The following is a 24216-nucleotide window of genomic DNA, read 5'->3' on the forward strand; positions in this document are numbered from 1 at the left end:
CTTCGGCAGGCCGAAGGTGAGCGGCCCGGTGCCACGGCGCGCGTTCGACGACGAGAGCAGTCAGGCGTCGCTCTCCACCGGCCGACCCGAGCGGGCCCAGCCGTCGGTGCCACCCGCGACGGACACGGCGTCGACACCGCGACCGGCGAGATACTGCGCGGCCTGCAGGCTGCGGCCACCCACGGCGCAGACGACGTAGACGGTGCCCTCGGTGGGGATCTCGTCGATCCGCGCGACGAACTCGCTGAGCGGGATGTTCGTGACGCCGGGTACGCGCACCTGGGCGTATTCGTCGCGTTCACGCACGTCGATGACGGTCGCCCCGTCGGTGAGCGCGGATTCGAGTGCGGCCAGGTCGACCTCACGCATCGCTGTCGGTCCTCTCGGTGTCGGGCGTCCCGGTGGTTCCGGACGAACGTCCCCGTCGGGTGATGAGCCGGATGACCAGGTAGAGGACACCTGCACACACGAACAGGAACGCCACCCACGGTAGCGCGGCGCCGATACCGACCACCGCTGCCCCCAGCGCGGCCCACAGGCTGTTCCATCCTGCGACCAGCCCGTCCCAGAAACTGTCCTGTTCGGAGGGAAGGCGGTCGGTGGTGATGTCGACGGTGAGCGTGGACAGTTCGATCCGGTCGCCCAGCTGCCCTCGCTGCGCCTCGAGGCTGTCGAGTTCGGCCTGTCGTTCGGCCAGCGCGGTCTCTGCAGCGATCAGCGCCTCGACGTCGGCCGACGACTCGAGCAGTGCCCGCAGGCGGTCCACCGAGGCCCGTAACGCACCCACCCGGGCTTCGAGGTCGGTGTACTGCATCGTCACGTCGTCGCGGGTGGTGCTCAGGCTGGTGACACGGCCGAGTGTGCGGATCTCGTCGACGACCTCGTCGAGCCGGTCGGCGGGCACCCGCACCGTGAGCACGCTGCTCGCCTCGGGTTGTTCGGTGAGCGAGTCGACGCGTCCACCGGCTTCCTCGACGACCGTCACGACCCGGCGGCCCGTCGCCACGGGATCGCCGGCATCCATCTCGAGGTAGCCGGTGACGACCTCCTTGCGGTCGGCCTCTTCGGGTTGCGACTCGCGGAGACCGCCGTCGACGATCGCCGGTGCCGAGATCGCAGGCGCGGACGCCGAGGAGCCCTCGCCTCCACCACCCTCGTCGCAGCCGGTGACGACCAGAGCGAACAGAGCCAACGAGACCGGCCACAGGCGTTTCACACTCGGCGATGTTAGCGAAAGTCGCGTGATCTGCTCGGCATTCGCAGATCCATGGCTTCGAGATGGTCGGCGAGGAGCGTGACCACGCCCTCGGCGTTCTGGAGCCGGCCGCGGACGAGCAGGGCGGGAGCCGTGTGGGCCACGGTCCGGTAGCGCGCCCACAGACCGACCGAGCACACCACGTTCACCATTCCGGTCTCGTCCTCGAGGTTGAGGAAGGTGACACCGGCGGCTGTTGCAGGTCGCTGCCGGTGTGTCACGGCCCCGCCGACGAGGATGCGCGTCCCGTCGGGGACCTGACACAACTCCGCGGCCGGGATCACCCCGAGTTCGTCGAGCCGCTCGCGCAGAAACTGCGTCGGATAGCTGTCGGGCGAGATTCCCGTGGCCCAGACGTCGGCGGCGGCGAGTTCGAGAGCGCTCATCCCCGGCAGGGCCGGAGTCGGCACCGTCCCGATCCCGGGGAGCCGCCCGGGGCGTTGTGCCGCGGCCGGGGCCGCACCCCAGAGGGCTTCGCGGCGGGTGACGCCGAACGAGGAGAAAGCTCCTGCGGTGGCCAGCGCCTCGACCTGCGTGGTGGTGAGACCGACGCGGGCGGCGAGGTCGGCGGGCGAGGTGTACGGGCCGTGGGCACTGCGTTCGGTCACGATGCGTTCGGCGAGGTCGTCGCCGATGTGCCGCACCGTGGCCAGGCCGAGCCGGACCTCCTTCCCTTCGTTCTCGAGGGTGGCGTGCGCGAGACTCGCCGCGATGTCGGGGCCGTGGACGACCACACCATGACGGCGGGCATCGGCGACCAGCGATTGCGGCGAGTAGAAACCCATCGGCTGAGCACGCAGCAGGCCCGCACAGAACGCTGCGGGATGGTGCAGTTTGAACCATGCCGAATAGAACACCAGCGAGGCGAAGCTCTGCGAATGACTTTCGGGAAAACCGAAATTCGCGAAGGCGTAGAGCTTCTCGTAGATGCGGTCGGCGACGTCCCCCGTGATGCCGTGCAGGTCCCGCATGCCCTGATAGAGGCGTCCGCGCAGACGTTCCATCTTCTCCGTCGAGCGTTTCGATCCCATGGCGCGACGCAACCGGTCGGCCTCCGCCGCGGTGAATCCCGCGGCGTCGACGGCCATCTGCATGAGTTGTTCCTGGAAGAGCGGAACGCCGAGGGTGCGTTCGAGGGCCTTCTCGAGGCAGGGATGGTCGTAGGTGACGGGTTCGAGACCGTTGCGCCGCCGGATGTAGGGGTGCACCGAACCGCCCTGGATGGGGCCGGGCCGGATGATGGCCACCTCGATGACCAGATCGTAGAAGCAGCGCGGCTTCAACCGCGGCAGAGTGGCCATCTGCGCCCGCGACTCCACCTGGAAGACCCCCACCGAGTCGGCGCGGCACAACATCTCGTAGACCCCCGGCTCGGAGAGATCGAGGTGTGCGAGGTCGACTCGGACGCCTTCGTGTTCGTCGACGAGGTCGATCATGTAATGCAACGCGGAGAGCATGCCGAGGCCGAGCAGATCGAACTTCACGAGACCCGCTGCAGCACAGTCGTCCTTGTCCCACTGCAGGACGGTGCGCCCTTCCATCCGCGCCCATTCGACGGGGCACACGTCGGCGACGGCCCGGTCGCAGATCACCATGCCGCCCGAGTGGATGCCGAGATGCCGTGGGAGACCTTCGATCTGTTCGGCGAGATCGAGAACCGTCTCCGGGATCCGTTCGTCGGTCTCGACCCGCACCCCACCCCACCGGCCGATCAGCTTGCTCCACGCGTCCTGCTGTCCCTGCGAGTATCCGAGGGCACGGGCCATGTCGCGGACAGCGGAGCGACCGCGGTAGGTGATGACGTTCGCGACCTGCGCGGCATTGATCCGCCCGTACTTGCGGTAGACGTACTGGATCGCCTCCTCGCGCCGGTCGGATTCGATGTCGAGGTCGATGTCGGGTGGGCCGTCGCGTTCGGGCGACAGGAAGCGTTCGAACAGCAGCTTGTTGCCGACGGGATCGACGTTGGTGATGCCGATCGCGTAGCAGACCGCCGAGTTGGCGGCTGATCCTCTTCCCTGGCACAGGATGTCGTTTCGCTTGCAGAAGTCGACGATGTCGTGGACGACGAGGAAGTATCCCGGAAATCCCAGCCGGCCGACGACATCGAGTTCGTGTTCGATCTGCCGATAGGCGTCGGGGCGGCGCTCGACCGGACCGTAGCGGCGACGCGCCCCGTCGTAGGTGAGTTCGCGCAGCCAGGTGAACTCGGTGTGCCCGTCGGGAACATCGAAGGGCGGCAGTTTCGGGGCGACGAGACGCAGATCGAAGGCGCATTCACGACCGAGTTCGGCGGCACGGTGCACGACACCCGGAAAGGCCTCGAACAGCCACGTCATCTCCTCCCCCGACCGCAGGTGCCCGCCTCCGGTCGGGGGGATCCGGCCGACGGCGTCGTCGAGGCTCTGCCGGTCGGAGATCGCCGCCACGGCCATCGCCAGATGTCGCCGATGGGGATGCGCGAAGTGCGCCGCCGTGCTCGCGATGCACGGAATGCCATGTCGCGCGGCAAGTTCGAAGAGGGCTGCGTTGCGTTCGTGGTCGTCGGGATATCCGTGACGGGTGAGTTCGACGGTCACGCGGTCGGCACCGAACCGGTCGACGAGATCGAGCAATGCTGCTTCGGCGGCGGGGATCCCGCCCGTGGTGAGCGCCTGTCGCAGGTGCCCCCGGCGACAACCGGTGAGGATCTGCCAGTGCCCACCGGCGGCGTCGGTGAGCGCGTCGTAGTCGTACCTCGGGTTGTTCTTCTCCCCTCCTGCGAGGTGGGCGTCGGCGATCTGCCGCGACAGGCGTCGATAGCCCTCCTGACCGCGGGCGAGGACGAGCAGGTGCGCATCGTCGAGGCCCAGCTCGGCTCCGAAGACGGTGCGGATGCCGAGTTCGCGTGCGGCTTCGGCGAATCGCACCGCTCCGTACAGTCCGTCGTGGTCGGTCACCGCGAGGGCCTCGAGTCCGAGTCGTGCCGCCTCCTCGGCGAGTTCCTCCGGCGTGGAGGCACCGTCGAGGAAGCTGAACGCGGAGTGGGCGTGCAGTTCGGCGTAGGGCACGACCGGTCCTTCCGGACGTCGGACCCGCGCCTCGTACTCGGTGCGGGTGCGCGACCACGCCGGGCTGTCGCTCCCGTCGCCGGGATGTTCGGCATCGCGACGGGAAGTGCCGGGTCGTCCCGAGAGCACACGTTCCATCTCCGACCAGGTCGGCGGACCGTTTCCCCATCCCACTCCGGCACCTCCTCGACCGATCCAGTATCGCACATGTGTTCGAACGAGACGTTCGAACACGCGCAGTTCTCGTCGCGACACGCCGGGAGTCGGCGACGAGAACTGCACGATCGACTACAACCAGGGGGTTGCATCACGGGCCAGCAAGTGCAACCCTGGAGTTGCATTCCCATCGAAGGAGGCAATCATGACCGACGAACTCGACCGCATCGAACGCGACATCACCATCGACGCCCCCGTGGACCGGGTGTGGACACTCGTGGCCGAACCCGGCTGGTACATCAACGACAACGAGTGGACCGAGCACCGCCTCGAACACGACGGAGATCTCACCACCGTGCACGATCCGGTCCACGGCGCCTTCGTCTTCCGCACCGTGACCCTCGACGAACCGCACTACGCGGCCTTCCGCTGGCTCGCCGACCACACCGATCCCGACAGCCCGTCGACCCTCGTCGAGTTCCGGCTCACCGCCCTCGACACCGACACGACCGAATTACGCGTCACGGAAACCGGATTCGACTCCCTGCCCGGCGACGCGAGCGAACGCCGCACCCGCTTCGAGGAGAACTCCCGGGGCTGGACCACCGAACTGGAGATCGCCAAGCACCATCTCGAGAAGGACGGAAGCGTTGCCCGACGCTGAGTTCTCCGCCGACCTGCATCCCGTCTTCGCGGCCCTGGCCGACGACACCCGGTGGCGCATCCTGCAGCGACTGGGCCGATCCCCGGCGTCGGCGTCCGGGCTCGCGGCCGAGTTCACGGTCTCCCGTCAGGCCATCGCCAAGCATCTGGCGGTGCTCGAACGGTGCGGTCTCGTGACCTCCGAGCGCGCCGGACGGGAGATCCGCTTCTCCGCCGTCGGATCGCGGCTGAGCGCGGTCGGGCGTGCGATCGACGCCGTGGGGGCAGGCTGGGACCGCCGCCTGTCCGCGATCAAGAAGGCGGCCGAACGGCCTCAGTAACCCGCGTTCGGATCGACCCGGGCGATCAACTCCTCACCCGCGGCGAACCGGCGTACGTTCTCCTCGAGGGTCGGCGCGAACGTCTGCGTCAGCCGGCTGCGCGTATTGGCGATGTGCGGTGTGATCACGGCGTTGTCGAGATCCCACAGCGGATGACCGTCGGGCAACGGTTCGGGATCGGTCACGTCGAGGACCGCCCCGGCGATCGCACCGTCCCCGAGCGCCTTCACCAGCGCGTCGGTGTCGACGAGGTTGCCCCGCGCGACGTTCACAAGCCACGCCGACCCGGGCATCGCCGCGAGCGCGGCGGCGTCGACGAGATGATCGGTCTCGGCGGTCGCGGGTGCGGCGACGACGAAGTGATCGGCCATCGACCACACCTCCGACGTGCGGTCGGCCGGCAGCGTGACCTTCGCGCCGTCGACGGGACGGCCCGAACGATTGACCGCGACGACGGACGCGCCGAGGGCGTGCAGGCGCGGGATCATCGCCCGGCCGATACCGCCGCATCCGACGATGGCCACGGTCGAGCCGTGGAGGGTCCGCACCCGCGGGTCGAGAACGTCCTTGGTCCACCGCTTCGCGGCAACCGAGGCGTGGAACTGCCGCAACCCCACGAGCAGCGCTCCCACCGCGTACTCGGCCACGTTGTCGGCGTACACACCGGACGCATTCGCCCACAGCCGGCGGTCGTCGATCACGCCCGCCCGGAAGAACGGTTCGATACCCGCGTAGGTGAGCTGCACCCAGCGGACTCGGTCGGGCAGATCCGGGAATTCCTCGGCGCTGCCGTCCCACACCAGGGCGTCGGCCTCGTCCAGTTCGGAGAGGGTTCCACCGCCGGAGACGATCGCGGTGGCGAGGTGTTCGTCGTGGCCCGGTCCGAGATGAATACGCATGCCGCGACCCTAACCTCGAATCGTTCGCGGAGGGATGTCGAGAATCCGGAAGCGGCTCCGTCTCCTCCATGAACGCGGCCACAATGGGCCGTACCGCACGGAGGAGAACATCATGGCCAAGTACCTGCTGCTCAAGCATTACCGCGGCGCCCCGGCAGCGGTGAACGACGTACCCATGGATCAGTGGGAGCCGGACGAGGTGTCGGCCCACATCCGGTACATGCAGGATTTCGCCGCCCGTCTCGAGAGCACCGGCGAGTTCGTCGACGCGCAGGCGCTCTCCCCGGAGGGCACCTTCGTCCGTTACGACGGTGAGGGACGTCCCCCGGTCACCGACGGGCCGTTCCCGGAGACGAAGGATCTCATCGCCGGGTGGATGGTGATCGACGTCGACAGCTACGACCGGGCACTGGAGTTGGCCGCCGAACTGTCGGCCGCGCCGGGAGCCGGCGGGAAGCCGATCCACGAATGGCTCGAGGNATGTCCGAGCCGCCGACCGTCACGGAGTAGACGTGGACGAGGCTCTGCTGCGCACGCTCGTCCCCACCGTGATCGGCATCCTCGTCCGCCGCGGAGCGGATTTCGCAGCGGCCGAGGATGCCGTGCAGGACGCGCTCGTCGAAGCCCTGCGGGTGTGGCCGGAGGATCCGCCACGCGACCCGAAGGGCTGGCTGGTCGCGGTGGCGTGGCGCAGATTCCTCGACACCGTACGCGCCGACGCATCCCGCCGGCGCCGCGAGATCCTCGTCGACGCCGAGCCCCGGCCCGGTCCGGGCACACCGGTGGACGACACCCTCGCGTTGTACTTCCTGTGTGCCCACCCGTCGCTCACGCCCGGGTCGGCGGTCGCGCTGACCCTGCGGGCCGTCGGTGGGTTGACCACCCGGCAGATCGCGCAGGCCTATCTCGTTCCGGAAGCGACGATGGCCCAACGCATCAGCCGGGCCAAGCGCACGATCGCGGACGTCCGGCTGGATCGGCCGGGCGATGTCGCGACGGTGCTGCGGGTGCTCTATCTCGTGTTCAACGAGGGTTATTCAGGTGACGTCGACCTGGCCACCGAGGCCATCCGGCTCACGCGCCGGCTGGCAGCGGTGATCGACCACCCCGAGGTGTCGGGTCTGCTCGCGTTGATGCTGCTCCACCACGCCCGGCGAGCGGCGCGCATCCGGCCGGACGGCAGTCTCGTCCCCCTCGCCGAACAGGACCGCAGCCTGTGGGACACGCGCATGATCGCGGAGGGCGTGGAGATCCTGCAGGCCGCACTCGCCCGCGACAGGCTCGGCGAGTTCCAGGCACAGGCCGCCGTCGCCGCCCTTCACGCCGACGCACGCACTGCGGAGGAGACCGACTGGGTGCAGATCGTCGAGTGGTACGACGAGCTCCTGCGGTTCACCGACAACCCGGTGGCCCGCCTCAACCGCGCCGTCGCGGTCGGTGAGGCGGACGGACCGCAGGCCGGTCTCGCGGCGCTGGCCGAACTCGACCCCGGCTTGCCTCGGTACACGGCGGCCGCGGCATATCTCCACGAACGCGCCGGCGACACGGCCACGGCGGCCCGGCTCTACACGGAGGCCGCACACCTGGCGACCAGCGTCCCCGAGCGGGACCATCTCGTGCGGCAGGCGGCGCGCCTGCACAGCGTTTCCTGAGGGTCGCTCAGGGTTCTCCCCCACCATGAAATCCGGTGCCACGCCGGATGTGCCGAGGGTGCGGGAGAACGAGCATGGATGTCGTGAAACTCCTGGTGCGTCTGCTCGCCATACCCTTCGTGCTCTTCATCGGGTTCGTGGCGGTCATCGGTGGCCTGGCCGTCCACGCGTGGACCACGCGCGCGATCGACACCACCGGACGCGTCGACTTCGACACCGCCCTGCGCATCCCTCCCGTCGAGTCGGGCACCGTCGACGCCGACGGCACACGCGTGTTCGACCTGACCATGCAGCGCGGCACGACCGACCTCGGGCACGGCCCCGACACCCGGACGTGGGGAGTGAACGGCAGCTATCTCGGGCCCACCCTCCGCGCCGTGCGGGGTGAGAACGTGCGCGTGAACGTCACGAACGAACTCGACGAGACGAGCACGATGCACTGGCACGGCATGCACCTGCCCGCGGCGATGGACGGCGGACCGCACCAGCCGATCGAGCCGGGAACGACGTGGTCGCCGTACTGGACCGTCGATCAGCCGGCCGCGACCCTCTGGTACCACCCGCACCTGCACGGTTCCACCGCCGCGCACGTGTACCGGGGTGTCGCGGGCATGTTCCTGATCGACGAACCCGGCACGTCGCCGCTCCCCCACGACTACGGGGTCGACGACATCCCCCTCATCGTCCAGGACCGGAAGTTCGAGGGCGATCAGCTCGACGACAGCAACGCGATCTTCGCCGACGTCGGGACGCTCGGCGACGAGATCCTCGTCAACGGCACACCGCGACCGTTCCTGGACGTCGGCACCGAGACGGTCCGGCTCCGGGTGCTCAACGCGTCGAACGCGCGCGTCTACAACTTCTCGTTCGACACCGGGATGCCGTTCCTCCTCGTCGGCAGCGACGGCGGTCTGCTCGAGGAACCGCAGGCCGTCCGCAGCCTCCAGCTGTCGCCGGGTGAGCGCGCCGAGATCGTCGTCCGGCCGGAAGCAGGTTCGAGCCACGTGCTGCGCAGCACCCCACCCGAGCTGAAGGCCGGCTTCTTCCAGGACCGCTTCTCCGGTGGTGACGATCGCCTGGACGTCCTCGAACTGCGGGCGGCACCCGTGCTCGGGTCGTCGGCCGCGATCCCGGAGAAGCTGACGACCCTCCCGGAGCTCGGGCAGCCGAGCAACACCCGCCGCATCGACCTGACGTCGTCGACGACCATCAACGATCGCGAGATGGACATGAGCCGGATCGACGAGGTGATCGTCGCCGGCACCACGGAACTGTGGGAGGTGACCAACGCCAGCGGCACGATCCACAACTTCCACATCCACGACGTGCAGTTCGAGATCCTCGGCATGACCGGGATGAGTCCCGACCATCCGTCCCTGGCGGGGCGCAAGGACACCGTCTTCATCCCGCCGGCGGCGACGGTGCGGCTGCTCGTTCCGTTCGGTAGCCACACCGATCCGGCGATGCCGTACATGTACCACTGTCACCTGCTCAAACACGAGGACGCCGGGATGATGGGGCAGTTCGTGGTGGTCGGCGCCGACGAGGTGACGCAGGTGGCCGGCACGGCCCACCATGCCCACGACGGCGGGTGAACCCGGTCACGTCCGGCAGGGCGGGGAATGGATCCCCGCCCACCCCTGTTGAGGAGTGTGGATCGGCGCGTCGCGTACGCCCCGGAGCCAATGAGAAACCGCCTTCGTGGAATACCGTCCGGCTGGAGCCACGTTGCGCACCGTGCCGTGAGGCATCCGGCGCGTCGGTCCACCTTCTTCCTCCCCTGATCTCGTGCCCGTTCCGGCCGAGCAGGGTAAAGCCCTCCCACTCCACGCCAGTACAGTTGCCGATCGTCACAATCGTCAGCGGAACCGGGAGTGGGCATGAGTCGCTGGGCCGAGATCGTCGTCACCAGGAGCCGATGGGTACTGGCGATCGTGCTGCTCGTCGTGCTCTTCGCCGGCGCCTGGGGCGTCGGGATCTTCGGCAAGCTGACCGGCACGGGCTACTACGACCCGAACAGCGAGGCCGTCGAGGTCGAGCAGATCATCTACGAGAACTTCGGGTCGCAGGCCGCGGACATCATCGCGCTCTACACCGCACCCGAGGGACGCACGGTCGACGACATCCGTCCCGACATCGAAAGAACCCTCGCCGAGTTCCAGGACGCCGTCCCCGCCGAGTCGATCCAGACCTACTGGACCGCTCCGCCGCCGATGAACCAACTGCTGCTGTCGACCGACCAACGCAGCGTGGCTGCCTCGATCACGCTCGGCGCGAACTCCGGGCTCACGGCCGCGAGCTTCCCCGAAGCCCTCGACCTGCTCGAGGTGCCCGGCGTGGAATCGCAGTTCGCCGGCAACACCGTGGTCGCGATCGAGTTCACCGACACCCTGGAGAGCGATCTCGTCCGGTCCGAGCTCATCGCGGTGCCCATCACGCTGGTGCTGCTGGTGTTCATCTTCGGCGGGGTGATCGCCGCCGCGGTCCCGGTCTTCGTGGGTGTGCTCGCGATCTTCTCGTCCCTCGCCACCCTGCGCCTGCTGTCGAATTTCACCGAGGTGTCGTCGTACGCGCTGAACATCACGTCGCTGATCGGTCTGGGCCTGGCGATCGACTACGGCCTGTTCATCGTCAGCCGCTACCGCGAGGAACTCGCGGCCGGTTCGGACGTCACCTCGGCGGTCAAGCGGACGATGTCCACCGCCGGTCACACCGTGATGTTCTCCGCTGCCCTGCTGATCTGCGCGTTCGCGGGCATGCTCGTCTTCCCGCAGACGGTGCTGCGGTCGCTCGGCCTCGGTGCCATGGCCGCCGTCCTCGGTGCCGCCGTCCTGTCGCTGACCGCGGTTCCCGCCCTGCTGACGATGCTCGGCCACCGCATCAACGCGTGGACCTGGGACCGTGAGACCTCCACCCGCGCCGAAGCGCGGGCACGTCGTTTCTGGGGTGGGGTCGTCCGCAAGGTCGTGCGCCGTCCCGCCCTGATCGCGGTGGTGATCACCGGCGGTCTCCTCGTACTCGCGTCGCCCCTGTTCGAAGCACGGTTCGGGGAGATCGAATACACCGCCCTGCCCGAGGACAGCCAGGCCCGCGCAGCCACCCAGACCTTGCTCGACGAGTTCCCGAGCACCGGCAACGGCGCCACGCTCGTCCTGCGTGGTGAGAACGGACAGGCCCCGGACAGCACTGCCGTGCGCACGGTGTCCACCGAGGTCGCCAAGGTCGACGGCATCTCGCAGACCGTCATCGTCGGGCAGGAGTCCGACGTGGTGGTCCTGCAAGGCCTCTACGCTCAGGGCGTGGACGGCACCGCACGGGCGAGCGAGATCACCGGCGAACTGCGCGCCCTGGACGTGCCGGACGGCACCGACCTGCTCGTCGGCGGCGGCCGGGCTCTCGTCGACGACGCCAACCAGGCCGTCTCGGATTCGCTCCCCTGGATGATCACGATCATGGTGCTCTCGACCCTGGTGCTGCTGTTCCTGGCATTCGGGTCGGTGGCACTGCCGATCAAGGCGGTGCTCATGGCGGCACTGAGTCTCGCCGCGACCTTCGGCGTGCTGACCTGGGTGTTCCAGCTGGGCCACGGTGCTTCGTGGCTGCACGTCGTTCCCGCGGCGATGGAGCCGACCTTCGTCGTCCTCATCCTCGCCGTGGTGTTCGGCCTGTCGACCGACTACGAGGTGTTCCTCATGTCGCGCATGATGGAGGCCCGCGCGGCCGGAGCGACGACGGTAGAAGCCGTCGAGTACGGCATTGCCCGCACCGGACGTGTCGTCACCGCCGCTGCACTGCTGCTGATCGTGGTCACCGGGGCCTTCACCATCTCCGGCCTGTCGATCATGCGGTTCCTCGGCGTCGGCATGATCGTCGCGCTGATCATCGACGCAACGATCGTGCGCATGCTGCTCGTGCCGTCACTGGTCAAGCTCATGGGCGAGGCCAACTGGTGGGCACCGGCGTGGATGAAGCGCGTGCACGCGAAGGTCGGACTGGGTCACTAGACCGCAGAGCGGCGGGATCACTAGACCGCAGAGCGGCGGGATCACTGAACCGCAGAGCGGCCGGGTGGTCGGGGTGTCGCTACAGCGGCGTGATCGTCGTCGCGACGACGGGACGCGCCGGCTTGGCCGCGGCACCGCAGCTCGCCGGCCGGGCCGGTAGTTCCGAGGTCTCCACCCCGACCTGCCATGCCCGGCCGTCGCGATGACGCACGATCGGCTCGTCCCCGTCCTCGACCGTCACGGCGTCGATCGCGAACTCGTCGATCGCCTCGCGCACCGCGATCTCGGCGGCCTGCCCGGCCGCACCCCAGGTGCTGCGACCCCGCAGACCGGCCGCGTGGACCTTGCCCTTCCCGGCGTCGCGGACGGCGGCGAGACTGTCGTCCTCGTCGAGCCGCCCGTAGGTGTAACCGGTGGGCAGCATGATCATCGACGGCGCGAAACGGTGTCCGCCGGTGTGCGAGCACTCCCACACGTCCTGCCCGAACGCGGCGGTCAGAGCGGCCGCGATCGGGCGCCCCAGCACAGCGCAGCACCGGTCCCGCTTTCCGTGAGCGCACACCAGGGCGATCGGGTCCTGCACGGCCGTGCCGAAACCGGGGGCCGGACCTGCGACCACACGGGGGACGATGTCGAGCAGCTCCGCCGGCTCGGTGATCTCGAGCCGCTCGCACCAGGTGTTCTCCGGTTCGGTGCGGGCCAGCAGGACGGTCCGGGTCTCCCGCACCACGTCGCGGCCGGGTCTCCGGATGAACAGGATCCGCACGTCCGCGGCCTTCGCCCGGGCGGACAATTCGTCCGACAACTCGGCGCCGAGGGCGGTGCCGTCGAGCACGTCGCGGCCCCAGCCCGTCGGCACCTCGAGGCACACGTAGCCGGGCGCGGTGGCCGCCGTACCGGGCAGCGGCTCGTCGAGTGCGGACAGTGCGGAACAGGTGGGGGTGGAGATGGTGGTCACGCGGACATTGTGGCCCGGACACCCTCGTGACGGCCCGGCACCCCGCGGTGACCGGTCAGCCGCGGCGAAGAACCCGCTGTGCCGCACCGCCCCACATCCGCAGGAATCCCTGCGACAGGTACGCGAAACTGCCCAGCGCCAGCACCCACTTGGTGAGGCTGACGGTCGAGGCAGCCCGGACCGTCCGATCGTCGATCCGGGTGCGGTGATCCAGCAGGTACAGGCCGACGGCGTTCTCGACGTAGTCCCCCGCCGCGGCGACGACGGGCGCCGCCATCAGGATCCGACGCGTGCTCGGCAACAGCGGGCGGTGTTCGTCGAGCGATCGTGCACCGGCCCGCAATGCGATCGCGAAGGTCGCCGGATGGACCATGTCCCAGTAGTAGTGCTGCCGGTAGCGCTCGATCTCCTCAGGACCGAGATTGTCGAGGATCTTTCGGTACTTCGCGGCCGAGAAGGTGGTCTGGAGGGTGCCCACCGTCGGGGCCGTGGAGCCGAGAACCCGACCGATGTTCGCCTGGGACACGAGGAAGACTGCGGTAGCACCGATGAGGAAGCGGTCGGCCCGGGTGAGTGTCATGCTCGTGATGCTAGAGGCGGAGAATCCGCGACTCTACGGAAGGGAGACTCGTGCAGATCACCGGAGCAGTCCTGGAGGAGATCGGACGTCGACGGCGGTACGAGGAGTCCACCCCGCTCAGCGTGGACCTTCTCGAACTCGACCCACCGGGCCCGGGTGAGGCGCTGGTCGAGATCGAATGCGCCGGTGTGTGCCACTCCGATCTGTCCGTGGTCGACGGCAACCGGCCTCGTCCGGTTCCCATGCTGCTCGGGCACGAAGCGGCCGGACGCATCGTCGAACTCGGCGACGACACCACCGGATTCTCCGTCGGCGAGCGGGTCGTCATGACCTTCATGCCCCGCTGCGGTGAGTGCGAGGGCTGCGCGAGCAACGGCATCCGTCCCTGCATCCCGGGATCGGCCGCGAACGCGGCGGGAACCCTGCTGTCGGGCGCCCGGCGGCTGCACCGCGACGGGAACGACGTCCACCACCATCTGGGAGCATCGGCCTTCGCGACCCACGCCGTCGTCGACACGCGGTCGCTCGTCGGTGTCGGCGACGACGTCCCCGCCAAGGTCGCCGCGCTGATGGGTTGCGCCGTGCTGACCGGTGGCGGTGCGGTCGTCAATACTGCTCGTCCTCAGGCCGGGGACACGCTGGTCGTCGTCGGTCTCGGCGGAGTGGGGATGGCCGCGCTGCTCGTGGCGCTGGCCCACGACGACGTCGCCGTGATCGCCGTCGACACCTCCCCGGACAAGCGCGATACGGCCCGGTCGCTGGGAGCCGAACGCGTCCTCTCACCGGACGAGGCCGTCGAACAGGGCGTGAAGGCGCGGCTGGTCATCGAGGCCGCGGGGAGCGTGCCCGCGCTCGCCACGGCGGTCGCGCTCACCGGACCGGGAGGCACTACGATCACTGTCGGCCTGCCCGCCCCCGACGCCCGGCTCGAGATCTCGCCCACCGCTCTCGTCGGCGAGGGCCGCTCACTGGTGGGCAGCTACCTCGGATCCGCCGTCCCGGCCCGCGACATCCCCCGCTTCGTGGACATGTGGCGCGAGGGGCGACTGCCGGTCGAGCGACTCGTCACCGACCGTCTGCCGCTGGGTCGGATCAACGAGGCGATGGACGCCCTGGCCGACGGAACCGCCCTCCGTCAGATCCTCACCATGGACTGACCACGAGCCCTACATATCAAGCTCAGACGTCGTAGTCCACGACAGTCACTCAGATGTCGTAGTCCACGACAGTCACTCAGATGTCGTAGTCCACGACGACCGGCGCGTGATCGCTGATCCTCCGGTCCGGCGCCGGATCGCGGTCGGTCCCTGCGGAGATCGCGGTCCGGGCCAGTCGCGGCGTGGCGAGGTGGTAGTCGATCCGCCACCCGGAATCGGAGGCGAACGACTCCCCCAGCCACGACCACCACGAGTAGGGACCGTCGACCTCGGGATGATGCCGGCGGACGACGTCGACGAGCGTGCGCGGCGACAACAGTGAATCGAACCAGGCGCGTTCCTCGGGCAGGAAGCCCTCGGCCTGCCCGCGACGCCGCCAGTTGCGCACGTCGTAGCGCGTGTGGGCGACGTTGAAATCACCCATGATCAGGAACTCCCGCCCCTGGGCGCGCGCCGCGAGTCGGCTACGGGTCAGCTGCCGGGCGAAGGCCGACAGGAACCGCATCTTGCGTTGGTAGCGCATCCCACCGTCCGGTTCGTCGCGCATGCGCCCGGGCTTCTGGAGGTGCGCCGGGAGCCCGCCCTTCGGCAGGTACAGCGACGCCACGGTGATCGGTGCGTCGGCGAGATCCACCTCGACGTACCGCCCCTCGTGGGCGAATTCGGACAGTCCGCGTGCCAGCGCTCCCCGATCGAACTCGATCCGGTCGACGTGTTCCTCACCGGGAAGTCGCAGCAGTGCGGTGCCGCTCCAGGTGCGCACGGCGGCAGGTTCGTGCAGGGTCAGGATTCCGACGCCGTTGCGGCCGGGAAGGGTGCCCTCGTCGTAGGCGAGGTGGTACTTGCCGAAGACTCCCTGCGGGATCGCAGCCGCCGGGGCGCGTACCTCCTGCAGGGCCACCACGTCGGGGTTGCGCTCACGCAACCAGTCCTCGAATCCGCGGCGCTGTGCGGCGCGGATTCCGTTGATGTTGAAGGTCGCGATGCGCACGATCGTCCAGTCTAGGCAACCGTTCGATCCGTGAGGAACGGGACGACGGCCGCTGCGAAATCGCGGGCACGGTCGCGGTGGATGCTGTGCCCGCAGCCGATCTCCCGCACTGAGGCCGAAGGCAGCGCGTCGACTGCCGCCGCCAGCAGGCGCGGGTCGACCATGCTGCCGCGGCGCGCTCCGCGCAACAGCAGGGTCGGAGCGTCGAGGGACGGAAGATGCTTCCACCACACCGGATTCGGCGTGTGGAACTGGGCGACGACCGACGGCGTCATCGAGCGGTCGAAGGCGGTGACCGCGCGCGGGTTGAGCGCCATGCTGGTCGCGGCGTGCCATAACTCCGCGGGAGTCGGGCGGTGGGCCGGCACCTCCGGAACCGGATCCCCCTCCCGCAACGGCAGAGGTGTCTCCTCGAGGACAAGTCGCCGGACGAGGCCGGGATTCTGTTGCGCGACCAGCGATCCCACATGACCGCCGAGCGAGTGCCCGACGAGATCGACGGCCTCGACACCGAGGTGGGCGCACAGGCCGGCGACGTCGGCGGCGAACTCGTCGAAACGGTACGAGGGGGCCCGGCCGCTGCGTCCGTGCCCGCGCAGGTCGACGGTGATCACCCGTCGGCCCGCCTTCACCAGGTTTCCGGCGAACCGGGTCCATGTGCGCCCGTCACCCCCCATCCCGTGCACCAGCAGTACGGGCACGGAACGGGCGGCGGACCCCGCGGATTCGCGGGACGCAGCGTATTCGCGATACGCCAGGGCGACCCCGTTCGGCGCGACGGTGAGGACCGGAGATCTCATGATGCTCGAGCCTACTCAGTCGTAGACGCCCTCCACCCGCCAGCCGTCGGCACCGAAGAACACCAGCAGGGCCCGTGATTCCTCGAGCAGCACCTGCAGACGGGCGGCGCACCGGGCGGCGGCCGGATCCCACCAGTACTCGTCCACCGGCCACGGACCGGCCCATCCGATCACCGTCCAGCTGCGACTTCCCCATCGCAGCCGAGCAGGTGACCCGCTGAGCAGTCCGCGCTCGGTCACCGAGACCGGATTCCCCACGTCGTCGTCCAGCCGGATCGCGGGAGGTGTGTGCAACACCAGCGCGGGAGCCGGGGGCGGGAGCCGGCCCGGCCACGGTGCGTCCGGGTCGGAGTGCGGTATCGCCTCGTCGCCGACGGGCACGAGGACGATCCGTTCGGTGGGTCCCCGGCCGCCGCCGAGCACTCCGATCCGGACGGCGTCCCCACCGAGCAGGCCCTGCACTCGGACGAGCGCCCGACGTGCGCGTTCGTCCTCGTCGCCGACACCGCCCCAGAGCCCGAGCTGCAGCGCGCCGGCGGCCACGACCTCGACCGGTTCGAGACGTAGCAGCACGATTCCCGCCGTGGGCCGGTTCGTGTTGCGGCCGGTGAGCCATCCGTCGAGCTGCCATCGCACACGATCGGCCGTACCCTCGGGGGTGAGCGGCTCGGCGCAGCGCCAGGTGCGCGCGAGTTCCTCCCCGGCCCCGGTGCGTGCCGTCACGAGCAGTCGCGTGCATGCGACTCCCGCTGCCGCGAGCCTGGTGTGGAGCAGTTCGGCCAGTGCGCGACCGGCGAAGGCCGCGGCGTCGACCCGCTCCACCGGCGGGTCGCAGGGCTGCTCGACCGTCAGGTCCGGAGGGATCGGCCGCCCCGACGGGGGACGTTCCGGCAGGCCCCGTGCGCTCCGGTGCGCAGCGACGACGTCCGCGTCGAAGCGTGACGCAACATCGATCGGGGACAACGCGGCGAACGCTCCGATGGTGCGGATACCGAGACGGCGCAACAGATCCACCGTGTCGGCCCGCCGAGGAGCCGCCAGCGCCGGTTCCACCGCGAGATACGAGACCGGCAGCGGCGCCAGGAACTCGGCGCCCCTCCCCGTCGGGACCAGCGCGTTCCGGCGCGCGGCGAGGACCGCTGTGGACAACTCGTCGGCGACACCGACCTGGCATTCCACGCCGTTCGCCGCGACCGCGTCGATCAGGACCTCCGCGGCGGCCTCCTCCGAACCGAACCACCGGACTGCACCGCGCGCGGCGAGGACCACCAGACCCGGGCGCAGCACCTCCACGCCCGGGGCCACCGCATCGATTGCGGCCACCACCACCTCGAACGTCCGCGCTTCCAGGTCGGGATCCGAGCGGGCCACATGCAGTTCCGGGCAGCGTGCCTGCGCCTCACGTCGTCTCAGGCCGCGCCGGACACCCGCGGCCCGCGCCGAGGCCGAGCAGGCGACGACACGATTCGCCGAGACCACCGCCACCGGGACGGTCGCGGGCAACTCCGCGGCGGTGGCGGCGGCGACGGCGGGCCAGTCTGGGCACCAGAGGGCCACGACCCGCGCGGGCGCCCGTCGAGAGGACGAGTCGTTCACCGGACCGCTTTACGGAAATGCCCGTCCTCCAGCCGATTTCGCTCCTCACTCGCCCATTCGACGGCACTGCGGCCGGCGCACACCTCCACGCGGGTGGCGCGCGGAGGAAACGCACGCCCGTGCGCCTGGACCGACAAGCGGGTCGCGCACAGCCGGTCCCGGCCGGGACCGTCCACACCCCGATAACCGTCGACCCGCGCCTCCAGTCGCACGTGTGCACCCTCCCAGCGACCGTCCGTGACCACGAGGACGGACTGCTTGCTCCGCGCCCGGGCGGCGACCGCACGAGCGCGGGACGGCGGCACCGATGCCCCACCGAGCCCCAACACCACCAGGTCGATCCCGTCGAGCAGCACCGCGGCGATCTCCACGGGATCCGGTCCGGGATCGGGGATCACAGCCAACCGGTGCAGACGGGCTCCCATCTCCGCGGCGGCGAGCAGACCCAGCCGGCGCTGACCGATCACGGCGGCGTATCCGCCCGAGGCAGTCACGGACGCGAGCATCCCGAGGAGAAGGGAGGTGGCCCCCGAGACCGAGACGACGCTGCCACGCACCAATCCGCCCTGGGGCAACAGTTCCGCGAGCGGAGCCGGGACGGGCAGGATGCGGTCGGGGGGGGCCTCGACCCGGCCTCGCGCGACGGACTGGACCTCGCCCCGCGCCGGCACTGCCGCGATCCGACGTCGCAACGCTTCGATCCGCTCCGCGCGACCCGCTTCCTCGTCGTCCACCGGAAATTCGGCCACCTCGCCCACTGTCACCCCTGTCATCCGCCTGCCGCCTGACACACACGACCGGCCGACCACGGGGAAGTCGTGGCCCGGCTCGCACTCTATTCGAACATACTTTCGATCCCCATCAAGTAGAACCGACCCGAATCCTTCCCGTCAAGCCGGGAGCACCGCCCCCGACGGTGACTACAGTGCAGCTCACACGTTTTTCGGCCGGGGCGAACACCTCCGATCGACTACTCTCGATCGAGTGGCGGAGCAGGCATGGGCAGGACGGGCCGTAGGACCGGATCACTTGGTGGCCGGTCGATATCGGCTCGACTCCAAGCTCGGCGGTGGCGGCATGGGTGCCGTCTGGCTCGCCCGCGACAACCGTCTGGGCCGCGACGTCGCCGTCAAGCAGGTGATCTCCACCGCAGACCTCGATCCCGACGAGGCCGAGGATCTTCGCCGCCGCGCGCTCCGAGAGGGCCGGGCCGCCGCCCAACTCGCCCACGAGCACGCCATCTCGATGTACGACATGGCTCTGCACTACGGCGAACCGTGGCTCGTCATGGAGCACTTGCCGTCCCGCAGCCTGGCGCAGGTGATGAACGTCGTCGACACTCTCCCGCCGTACGTGGTGGCGCAGATCGGCGCGAACGTCGCCGACGCCCTCACCGCCGCGCACGCCGCCGGGATCGTCCACCGCGACGTCAAGCCCGGCAACATCCTCATCGCTGAACGCGGCCGCGACGCCGGCATCGTGAAGATCAGCGACTTCGGCATCGCTCGCGCGAAGGGCGACAACGACCCCGACGGCGTGATCATCGGCACCCCCGCCTATTTCGCACCCGAGGTCGCGCGCGGCAACGATCCCACCGAGGCCAGCGACGTCTTCTCGCTCGGCGCCACCCTCTACACCGCGGTGGAGGGGCAACCGCCCTTCGGCTTCGAGACCGACTCGATCGCGTTGCTGCACCGGGTCGCGCGGGCGGAGATCATCATGCCCACGCACACCGGTCCGCTCACCGAGCCCCTGCTCGAGATGCTCCAGCCCGATCCGGCGCGACGCCCGACGATGGCGCAGGCGCGCGATCTCCTCGCCCGCGTGGTCCTCGGACCGAGCGGATCGGCGGCGGCCCTGCGCGGCCGTCCCATCCAGAACGAGGACGGCACGATCCCGTCGTGGGCACAGCGTTCCGCGCACTTCGCCGAACCCGCACGCCCCCGTGGTTCCTTCGTCGACCGCCCCCTCGGTGCCGCGACGCAGGCCACCGGTGGTCCGAAGAAGTCGGCGAAGGGTTTCGCCCCGGCGGATCTGCTCGACCGCCTGCTCCCGAAGGGCCCCGTGCCCGACAACCCGCAGGACCGCATCGTCGCCTATGCACCCCTGGCGATGGCGGCGATGATCGCGGTGATCCTGGTGGCGTTGCTCGTCGCCGTCATCATCGCGCTGGTCGTCTGATCTGCGCCGGCTGCGCAGTCCTCGTCGATGATTTCGCTCGCGAGCGACGAGAACTGCACGCCGCCGGCATCGGCACGACGAGCACCGGTCACGCTCAGTCGATGCGGCGGCGGTGTGCCCAACGGGTCAGCGCGTTGCGGTTCGACTGCTGCGTCTTGCGCAACACGTTCGACGCGTGCGTCTCGACGGTCTTCACCGAGATCACGAGTTCCTCGGCGATCTCACGGTAGGTGTAGCCGCGAGCGAGCAGGCGCAGCACCTCGAGTTCCCGCGGCGTCAGCGAGTCGAGCTCGGGATCGAGGGGCGGTTCCGGCGCGGCCGACCGGCCGGTGAACGAGTCGAGCACGAAACCGGCCAGACGCGGACTGAACACGGCGTCTCCCCCTGCGACCCGCCGGACGGCGTCGGCCAGATCCGGACCGGAAATCGTCTTCGTCACGTACCCGCGGGCGCCGGCGCGGATGACGGCAATGACGTCCTCGGCCGCGTCGGACACGCTGAGCGCCAGGCAGACCGGCCCGTCCGGGATCCGCTGGAGGACGGCGACGCCGCCGCCGTCGGGCATGTGGACGTCGAGGAGCACGACATCCGGCTTGGTCGCCTCGATCCCGGCGACGGCCTCGGCGACTCCCCCGGCCTCGCCGACGATCTCCATGTCGGCCTCGCGCCCCAGTTCGGCGCGCACTCCGGAGCGGAAGACCGCATGGTCGTCCACCAGGAAGACACGATAGGGACGGTTGTTCTCGGTGGCATCGGACGATGTCGCCGGAATCGAAGTCACTGTGTCTGCTCCTCGGGATGGGGGTCGTTCACCCCCCACTCTAAGGTCGACTCGGTGTCCTGTTCGCGTTCGGTCTCCGTCCGGCCGGCGCGCGGTGCATGGATGCGCACCTCGGTTCCCTTTCCGGGACTCGACTTCACGACCGTCCGGCCGCCGCGACGTTCGATGCGCGCCCGGATCGACTTGGCCAGACCCTGCCGATCGGCCGGCACCTCGTCGGGATCGAATCCGACGCCGCGATCGCGCACGAACACGCTCACCTGATGCGGTTCCACCTCCGCGAAGAGGTCGACGCTGTCCACCCCGGCGTGCTTGGCGGCGTTGACGAGAGCCTCGCGGGTCGCGCCGAGCACGGCGGTCGCGGCCTCGGGGGTCAGATCGCTGTCATCCGGCGCGACGTCACCGACGATGACGGGTTGAACGGACAGACCGTACTGGTCCTCCACCTCACCGGCGATGGTGCGCAGCGTCTCGGCGAGCGAGGTGCTCGGCGTCTCGTCCCCACCGAACAGCCAGCGGCGCAGTTCGCGTTCCTGGCTGCGCGCCAGTCGCACGACCTCTTGCTGGTCGCCGGCCTGCTTCTGGATGAGCGCGAGGGTCTGGAGTACCGAGTCGTGCAGGTGCGACGCGATCTCCTCGCGCTCCTCGTTGCGCACCCGGGCGGCACGCTCGGTCTCGAGGGCACGCCACATCCGGATCCACAGCGGCACCGACAGCAGGGCGGCACCGACCAGCGTGACCACCACGGCGACCAGCGACGAGCGCAGCGCCGCGACGTCGACCTGCGCGATGACCATCACTCCGAGTCCGGTGACGACGAGGGTCAGGCCGCCGAGTACGCGGGCCCATGTGAGGACCGTCGGATGTGCGGGCAGACCGAGTACCGATCGGGGGCCTTCGACGTCGAATTCACGCCATACGAGCGCCGCACCGACGACCACCACGACGATCGGCAGCACCACCCCGGCGGCACCACCACTGAACAGCCACGAAAGACCCACCGCCAGGCCGATACCCATGAAGGCGAGGCCGATGGCTCGGCGCCGTTCGGGGCCGGTGGGGCGATCGGTGTCGGAGCCCGGGGGCACGAACATCCACAGCAAGCCGTAGGCCGCGATCCCGAACCCGCCGAGGGCGGCGAGCACTGTGAACGCGACCCGCACCTTGGTGGCGTCGATGCCGAGATGGTCGGCGATACCGCCGGCCACACCGCCCACGATGCGACCGCCCACCCGTCGTTCGAGGCGGGGAACGGTCACGGGTAATCCAGGTACCGGTTGCACACCTCGATACTGGCACGGAGATCGCCGGCCCGGCATCGGGGACGAACCCTGATGTCCGGGTTCCGATCGGGCCCTCGGAAATCAGGGTTGGTCCCTGATGTGCCGCGCGCGGAAGCCCAGCAGGATGGGTGCCATGGACACGAGGAGCTTTCAGGACCAGGTGGCGGACATGTGGCGGACCCGCCCCGTGCGTCTGCCGAAGGAGGGGCACATCGCGGGTGTGTGCTCGGGTATCGGAGTGCGCTACGGCGTCGATCCCGTGCTGATCCGTGTCGTCTTCGTCGCGTCGGCGCTGTTCGGCGGTGGCGGTCTCGTCCTCTATCTGGCCGCCTGGCTGATGTTCCCCCGTCACGGCGACCAGGTATCCTCGCTCGAATCGCTCGTCGGGCGGGGTGCGAGCTCGGACTCGACCACCAAGGTCGTCGTACTCCTCGTGGCCCTGGCGATCGCGGCGGGTGCCATCGGTCCGGTGGGTGCGGGTTCGGGCGGTTCCGGATTCATCGGAACGCTCCTGCTGCTCGGCGGTTGGTGGCTGCTCTATCAGCGGCGTCCCGAACCGCCGGTGCTGCCGGCGCCCGAGGGAACCTCCTTCCCCACCCAGGCGGCCTTTCCTCAGCCTCCGGTGACGAACGCGTACTGCTCCCCGTGGGGCGCACACACCGGTGCATGGCACATGCAGGCGGGTCCGGCGGCCACGACGACACCGGGCGGAGAGGCAGCCGGCACAAAGACAACCAGCACAGCGGCAACCCCGCCTGCGCAGACCACCGACGCGACGGAGGTCCTGAGCACCACCGACGCCTCGGACACCCCTGCTTCGGGCACCGATTCCACAGCGCCCACCGAGACGACTGAGAGGAAGACGTCCCCGATGCCCGACCTACGCAAGGACACCGACCGCAAGGACACCGACCGCAAGGACACCGACCTTCCGCTCCCGGATGTCGACGCGCTCTCCCCCCACCGTTCGGCACCGCCGGCATGGGATCCCCTCGGGGTCGCCCCGTTCGCATGGGATCTGCCCGAACCGGCACCGAAGCACGAACCTGCGATCGTCACGAATCGACGCTCGCGCCTGACCACGACGGTTCTCGGACTGGCCGTGATCGCCGCTGCGGTGACCGGCGCGCTCGGTGCCGCCGCCGACCTGGCCTGGGTGACCCCCGCCCGGGTGGGTGCCGCGGCCCTCGCGGTCGTCGGTCTGGGCCTGCTGATCGGCGCGTTCCTGCACCGCGGGCACGGACTGCTCGTCGTCACCGGCCCCCTCCTCGGATTCGTCGTCCTCGCCTCGATCGCCGGCCCGGTCGACACCTCCAACTGGGGCGACCGGACCTGGGCTCCGACCAGTACCGATCAGCTCGAGTCCGAATACAGCTTCCAGTTCGGGGCGATGACCCTCGATCTGCGGGGACTCGAACTCACCGAGGACCGCACGGTGCAGGTCGACGGCCGGTTCGGCAGCGTCGAGGTGCTGTTGCCGGAGAACCTGGACGTCCGCGCCGACTGCACGGTCGGTCCCGGTGAGATCAGGGGATGCCCCGCCCCCGGCATCGACGGTGGTGCCGACGGAGTCGACGACGGGCCGGTCCTGGACCTGAACGCGAACATGGAATTCGGATCTCTGGAGGTGCGTCGTGGCTGATCACGAAACCGGAACACACACCGAGGATCGGACCGAGCGCACCCGCAAGGGACCGTCGCTCCTGCTCCTGCTCGCCGCACTGGCAGCGCTGGTCGTGAGCGGATGGGCCATGATCGGGCCGTTCTCCGTCGAGTTCCTCGCCGCCGTCGACCTCGGATGGGTCCTGGTGGGCGCGGCCCTGCTGATCGGAGCGGTGCTGGTCTTCCTCCCCAACCGCCGGAGATAACCACCCCCACCTACGCGACGTC

At 69.6% G+C, this 24216-nt stretch carries 22 protein-coding genes; 10 read left to right on the forward strand and 12 right to left on the reverse strand.

Going from position 1 to position 24216, the window contains the following annotated elements:
* Window positions 1–60 precede the first annotated feature (60 nt).
* The 3 genes from QR64_RS08440 to QR64_RS08450 are packed head-to-tail and all read right to left on the reverse strand — an operon-like array spanning window position 61 to window position 4479.
* Window positions 61–369, reverse strand: coding sequence for a rhodanese-like domain-containing protein (locus QR64_RS08440; protein ID WP_006550105.1), 309 nt, complete (start codon window positions 367–369; stop codon window positions 61–63).
* A complete protein-coding gene (locus QR64_RS08445; RefSeq protein WP_039584855.1) occupies window positions 362–1216 on the reverse strand; it encodes a DUF4349 domain-containing protein in 855 nt (284 codons plus the stop codon). Before QR64_RS08445 ends, QR64_RS08440 begins: the two co-directional genes overlap by 8 nt.
* An 11-nt stretch (window positions 1217–1227) precedes the next feature.
* Window positions 1228–4479, reverse strand: coding sequence for an error-prone DNA polymerase (locus QR64_RS08450; RefSeq protein ID WP_039584922.1), 3252 nt, complete (start codon window positions 4477–4479; stop codon window positions 1228–1230).
* 187 nt (window positions 4480–4666) lie between these two features.
* Between QR64_RS08450 and QR64_RS08455 the strand changes: the two genes are divergently transcribed.
* Window positions 4667–5125 (forward strand): hypothetical protein, encoded by a 459-nt coding sequence (locus QR64_RS08455; protein ID WP_006550101.1) that lies wholly within the window; start codon window positions 4667–4669, stop codon window positions 5123–5125.
* Window positions 5112–5444 carry an ArsR/SmtB family transcription factor gene (locus QR64_RS08460; RefSeq protein ID WP_006550100.1) on the forward strand — a complete coding sequence of 111 codons (333 nt, stop codon included), beginning with the start codon at window positions 5112–5114 and terminating at the stop codon, window positions 5442–5444. The genes QR64_RS08455 and QR64_RS08460 overlap by 14 nt, the downstream gene beginning before the upstream one ends.
* Here QR64_RS08460 and QR64_RS08465 read toward each other — a convergent pair.
* Window positions 5438–6343, reverse strand: coding sequence for a D-isomer specific 2-hydroxyacid dehydrogenase family protein (locus QR64_RS08465; RefSeq protein ID WP_006550098.1), 906 nt, complete (start codon window positions 6341–6343; stop codon window positions 5438–5440). The genes QR64_RS08460 and QR64_RS08465 overlap by 7 nt on opposite strands.
* Window positions 6344–6455: 112 nt before the next feature.
* Between QR64_RS08465 and QR64_RS25730 the strand changes: the two genes are divergently transcribed.
* The 4 genes from QR64_RS25730 to QR64_RS08480 all read left to right on the forward strand — a co-directional run.
* On the forward strand, window positions 6456–6822 hold a 367-nt coding region (locus QR64_RS25730; protein ID WP_235367057.1), incomplete at its 3' end, for a YciI family protein.
* Window positions 6823–6855: 33 nt separating this feature from the next.
* Window positions 6856–7995 carry an RNA polymerase sigma factor gene (locus QR64_RS08470; RefSeq protein ID WP_006550096.1) on the forward strand — a complete coding sequence of 380 codons (1140 nt, stop codon included), beginning with the start codon at window positions 6856–6858 and terminating at the stop codon, window positions 7993–7995.
* Between the two features lie 74 nt (window positions 7996–8069).
* On the forward strand, window positions 8070–9590 hold the full coding sequence (locus tag QR64_RS08475) for a multicopper oxidase family protein (RefSeq protein ID WP_039584856.1): 1521 nt from the start codon (window positions 8070–8072) through the stop codon (window positions 9588–9590).
* Between the two features lie 285 nt (window positions 9591–9875).
* A complete protein-coding gene (locus QR64_RS08480; RefSeq protein WP_006550094.1) occupies window positions 9876–11999 on the forward strand; it encodes an MMPL family transporter in 2124 nt (707 codons plus the stop codon).
* A 79-nt stretch (window positions 12000–12078) separates the two neighbouring features.
* Here QR64_RS08480 and QR64_RS08485 read toward each other — a convergent pair whose 3' ends face one another.
* Together QR64_RS08485 and QR64_RS08490 are read right to left on the reverse strand one after the other, a co-directional pair.
* Complete coding sequence (locus QR64_RS08485; RefSeq protein ID WP_039584857.1) at window positions 12079–12957, reverse strand: sucrase ferredoxin; 879 nt, start codon at window positions 12955–12957, stop codon at window positions 12079–12081.
* A gap of 55 nt (window positions 12958–13012) precedes the next feature.
* On the reverse strand, window positions 13013–13537 hold the full coding sequence (locus QR64_RS08490; RefSeq protein WP_039584858.1) for a hypothetical protein: 525 nt from the start codon (window positions 13535–13537) through the stop codon (window positions 13013–13015).
* 50 nt (window positions 13538–13587) lie between these two features.
* On the opposite strand from QR64_RS08490, the gene QR64_RS08495 reads away from it, so the two are divergent.
* Complete coding sequence (locus tag QR64_RS08495) at window positions 13588–14694, forward strand: alcohol dehydrogenase catalytic domain-containing protein (protein WP_039584859.1); 1107 nt, start codon at window positions 13588–13590, stop codon at window positions 14692–14694.
* Window positions 14695–14770: 76 nt separating this feature from the next.
* Here QR64_RS08495 and QR64_RS08500 read toward each other — a convergent pair whose 3' ends face one another.
* The 4 genes from QR64_RS08500 to QR64_RS08515 are packed head-to-tail and all read right to left on the reverse strand — an operon-like array spanning window position 14771 to window position 18839.
* Window positions 14771–15685 carry an exodeoxyribonuclease III gene (locus QR64_RS08500; RefSeq protein ID WP_006550090.1) on the reverse strand — a complete coding sequence of 305 codons (915 nt, stop codon included), beginning with the start codon at window positions 15683–15685 and terminating at the stop codon, window positions 14771–14773.
* Window positions 15686–15696: 11 nt separating this feature from the next.
* A complete protein-coding gene (locus QR64_RS08505; RefSeq protein ID WP_019288571.1) occupies window positions 15697–16485 on the reverse strand; it encodes an alpha/beta fold hydrolase in 789 nt (262 codons plus the stop codon).
* Between the two features lie 15 nt (window positions 16486–16500).
* Window positions 16501–18081 (reverse strand): DNA polymerase Y family protein, encoded by a 1581-nt coding sequence (locus tag QR64_RS08510; RefSeq protein WP_037216093.1) that lies wholly within the window; start codon window positions 18079–18081, stop codon window positions 16501–16503.
* A complete protein-coding gene (locus QR64_RS08515) occupies window positions 18078–18839 on the reverse strand; it encodes a hypothetical protein (RefSeq protein WP_039584860.1) in 762 nt (253 codons plus the stop codon). Before QR64_RS08515 ends, QR64_RS08510 begins: the two co-directional genes overlap by 4 nt.
* Window positions 18840–19113: 274 nt before the next feature.
* On the opposite strand from QR64_RS08515, the gene QR64_RS08520 reads away from it, so the two are divergent.
* Window positions 19114–20262 (forward strand): serine/threonine-protein kinase, encoded by a 1149-nt coding sequence (locus tag QR64_RS08520; RefSeq protein ID WP_019288573.1) that lies wholly within the window; start codon window positions 19114–19116, stop codon window positions 20260–20262.
* A 94-nt stretch (window positions 20263–20356) separates the two neighbouring features.
* Here the strand turns inward: QR64_RS08520 and QR64_RS08525 are convergent, their stop codons facing one another.
* Together QR64_RS08525 and QR64_RS08530 are read right to left on the reverse strand one after the other, a co-directional pair.
* Complete coding sequence (locus QR64_RS08525; protein ID WP_006550085.1) at window positions 20357–21043, reverse strand: response regulator; 687 nt, start codon at window positions 21041–21043, stop codon at window positions 20357–20359.
* Window positions 21040–22362 carry an ATP-binding protein gene (locus QR64_RS08530; protein WP_051121489.1) on the reverse strand — a complete coding sequence of 441 codons (1323 nt, stop codon included), beginning with the start codon at window positions 22360–22362 and terminating at the stop codon, window positions 21040–21042. Before QR64_RS08530 ends, QR64_RS08525 begins: the two co-directional genes overlap by 4 nt.
* 97 nt (window positions 22363–22459) lie before the next feature.
* Between QR64_RS08530 and QR64_RS08535 the strand changes: the two genes are divergently transcribed.
* Both QR64_RS08535 and QR64_RS08540 read left to right on the forward strand, forming a co-directional pair.
* A complete protein-coding gene (locus QR64_RS08535) occupies window positions 22460–23968 on the forward strand; it encodes a PspC domain-containing protein (protein ID WP_052227246.1) in 1509 nt (502 codons plus the stop codon).
* Window positions 23961–24194, forward strand: a complete 234-nt coding sequence (locus QR64_RS08540) for a hypothetical protein (RefSeq protein WP_006550082.1) — start codon at window positions 23961–23963, stop codon at window positions 24192–24194. The genes QR64_RS08535 and QR64_RS08540 overlap by 8 nt, the downstream gene beginning before the upstream one ends.
* Window positions 24195–24216 lie beyond the last annotated feature (22 nt).

The sequence above is a fragment of the Rhodococcus sp. Chr-9 genome (assembly GCF_000801125.1).
In the GTDB taxonomy this organism is placed as follows: domain Bacteria; phylum Actinomycetota; class Actinomycetes; order Mycobacteriales; family Mycobacteriaceae; genus Rhodococcus; species Rhodococcus pyridinivorans.

Excerpts from the sequence above, each read along its gene's own strand:
- QR64_RS08475 (WP_039584856.1), top strand. The coding sequence starts at position 8,070 with ATGGATGTCGTGAAACTCCTGGTGCGTCTGCTCGCCATACCCTTCGTG.
- QR64_RS08455 (WP_006550101.1), top strand. The coding sequence starts at position 4,667 with ATGACCGACGAACTCGACCGCATCGAACGCGACATCACCATCGACGCC.
- QR64_RS08530 (WP_051121489.1), bottom strand. The coding sequence starts at position 22,362 with ATGCCGGGCCGGCGATCTCCGTGCCAGTATCGAGGTGTGCAACCGGTA.
- QR64_RS08535 (WP_052227246.1), top strand. The coding sequence starts at position 22,460 with ATGGACACGAGGAGCTTTCAGGACCAGGTGGCGGACATGTGGCGGACC.
- QR64_RS08490 (WP_039584858.1), bottom strand. The coding sequence starts at position 13,537 with ATGACACTCACCCGGGCCGACCGCTTCCTCATCGGTGCTACCGCAGTC.
- QR64_RS08480 (WP_006550094.1), top strand. The coding sequence starts at position 9,876 with ATGAGTCGCTGGGCCGAGATCGTCGTCACCAGGAGCCGATGGGTACTG.
- QR64_RS08465 (WP_006550098.1), bottom strand. The coding sequence starts at position 6,343 with ATGCGTATTCATCTCGGACCGGGCCACGACGAACACCTCGCCACCGCG.
- QR64_RS08505 (WP_019288571.1), bottom strand. The coding sequence starts at position 16,485 with ATGAGATCTCCGGTCCTCACCGTCGCGCCGAACGGGGTCGCCCTGGCG.
- QR64_RS08440 (WP_006550105.1), bottom strand. The coding sequence starts at position 369 with ATGCGTGAGGTCGACCTGGCCGCACTCGAATCCGCGCTCACCGACGGG.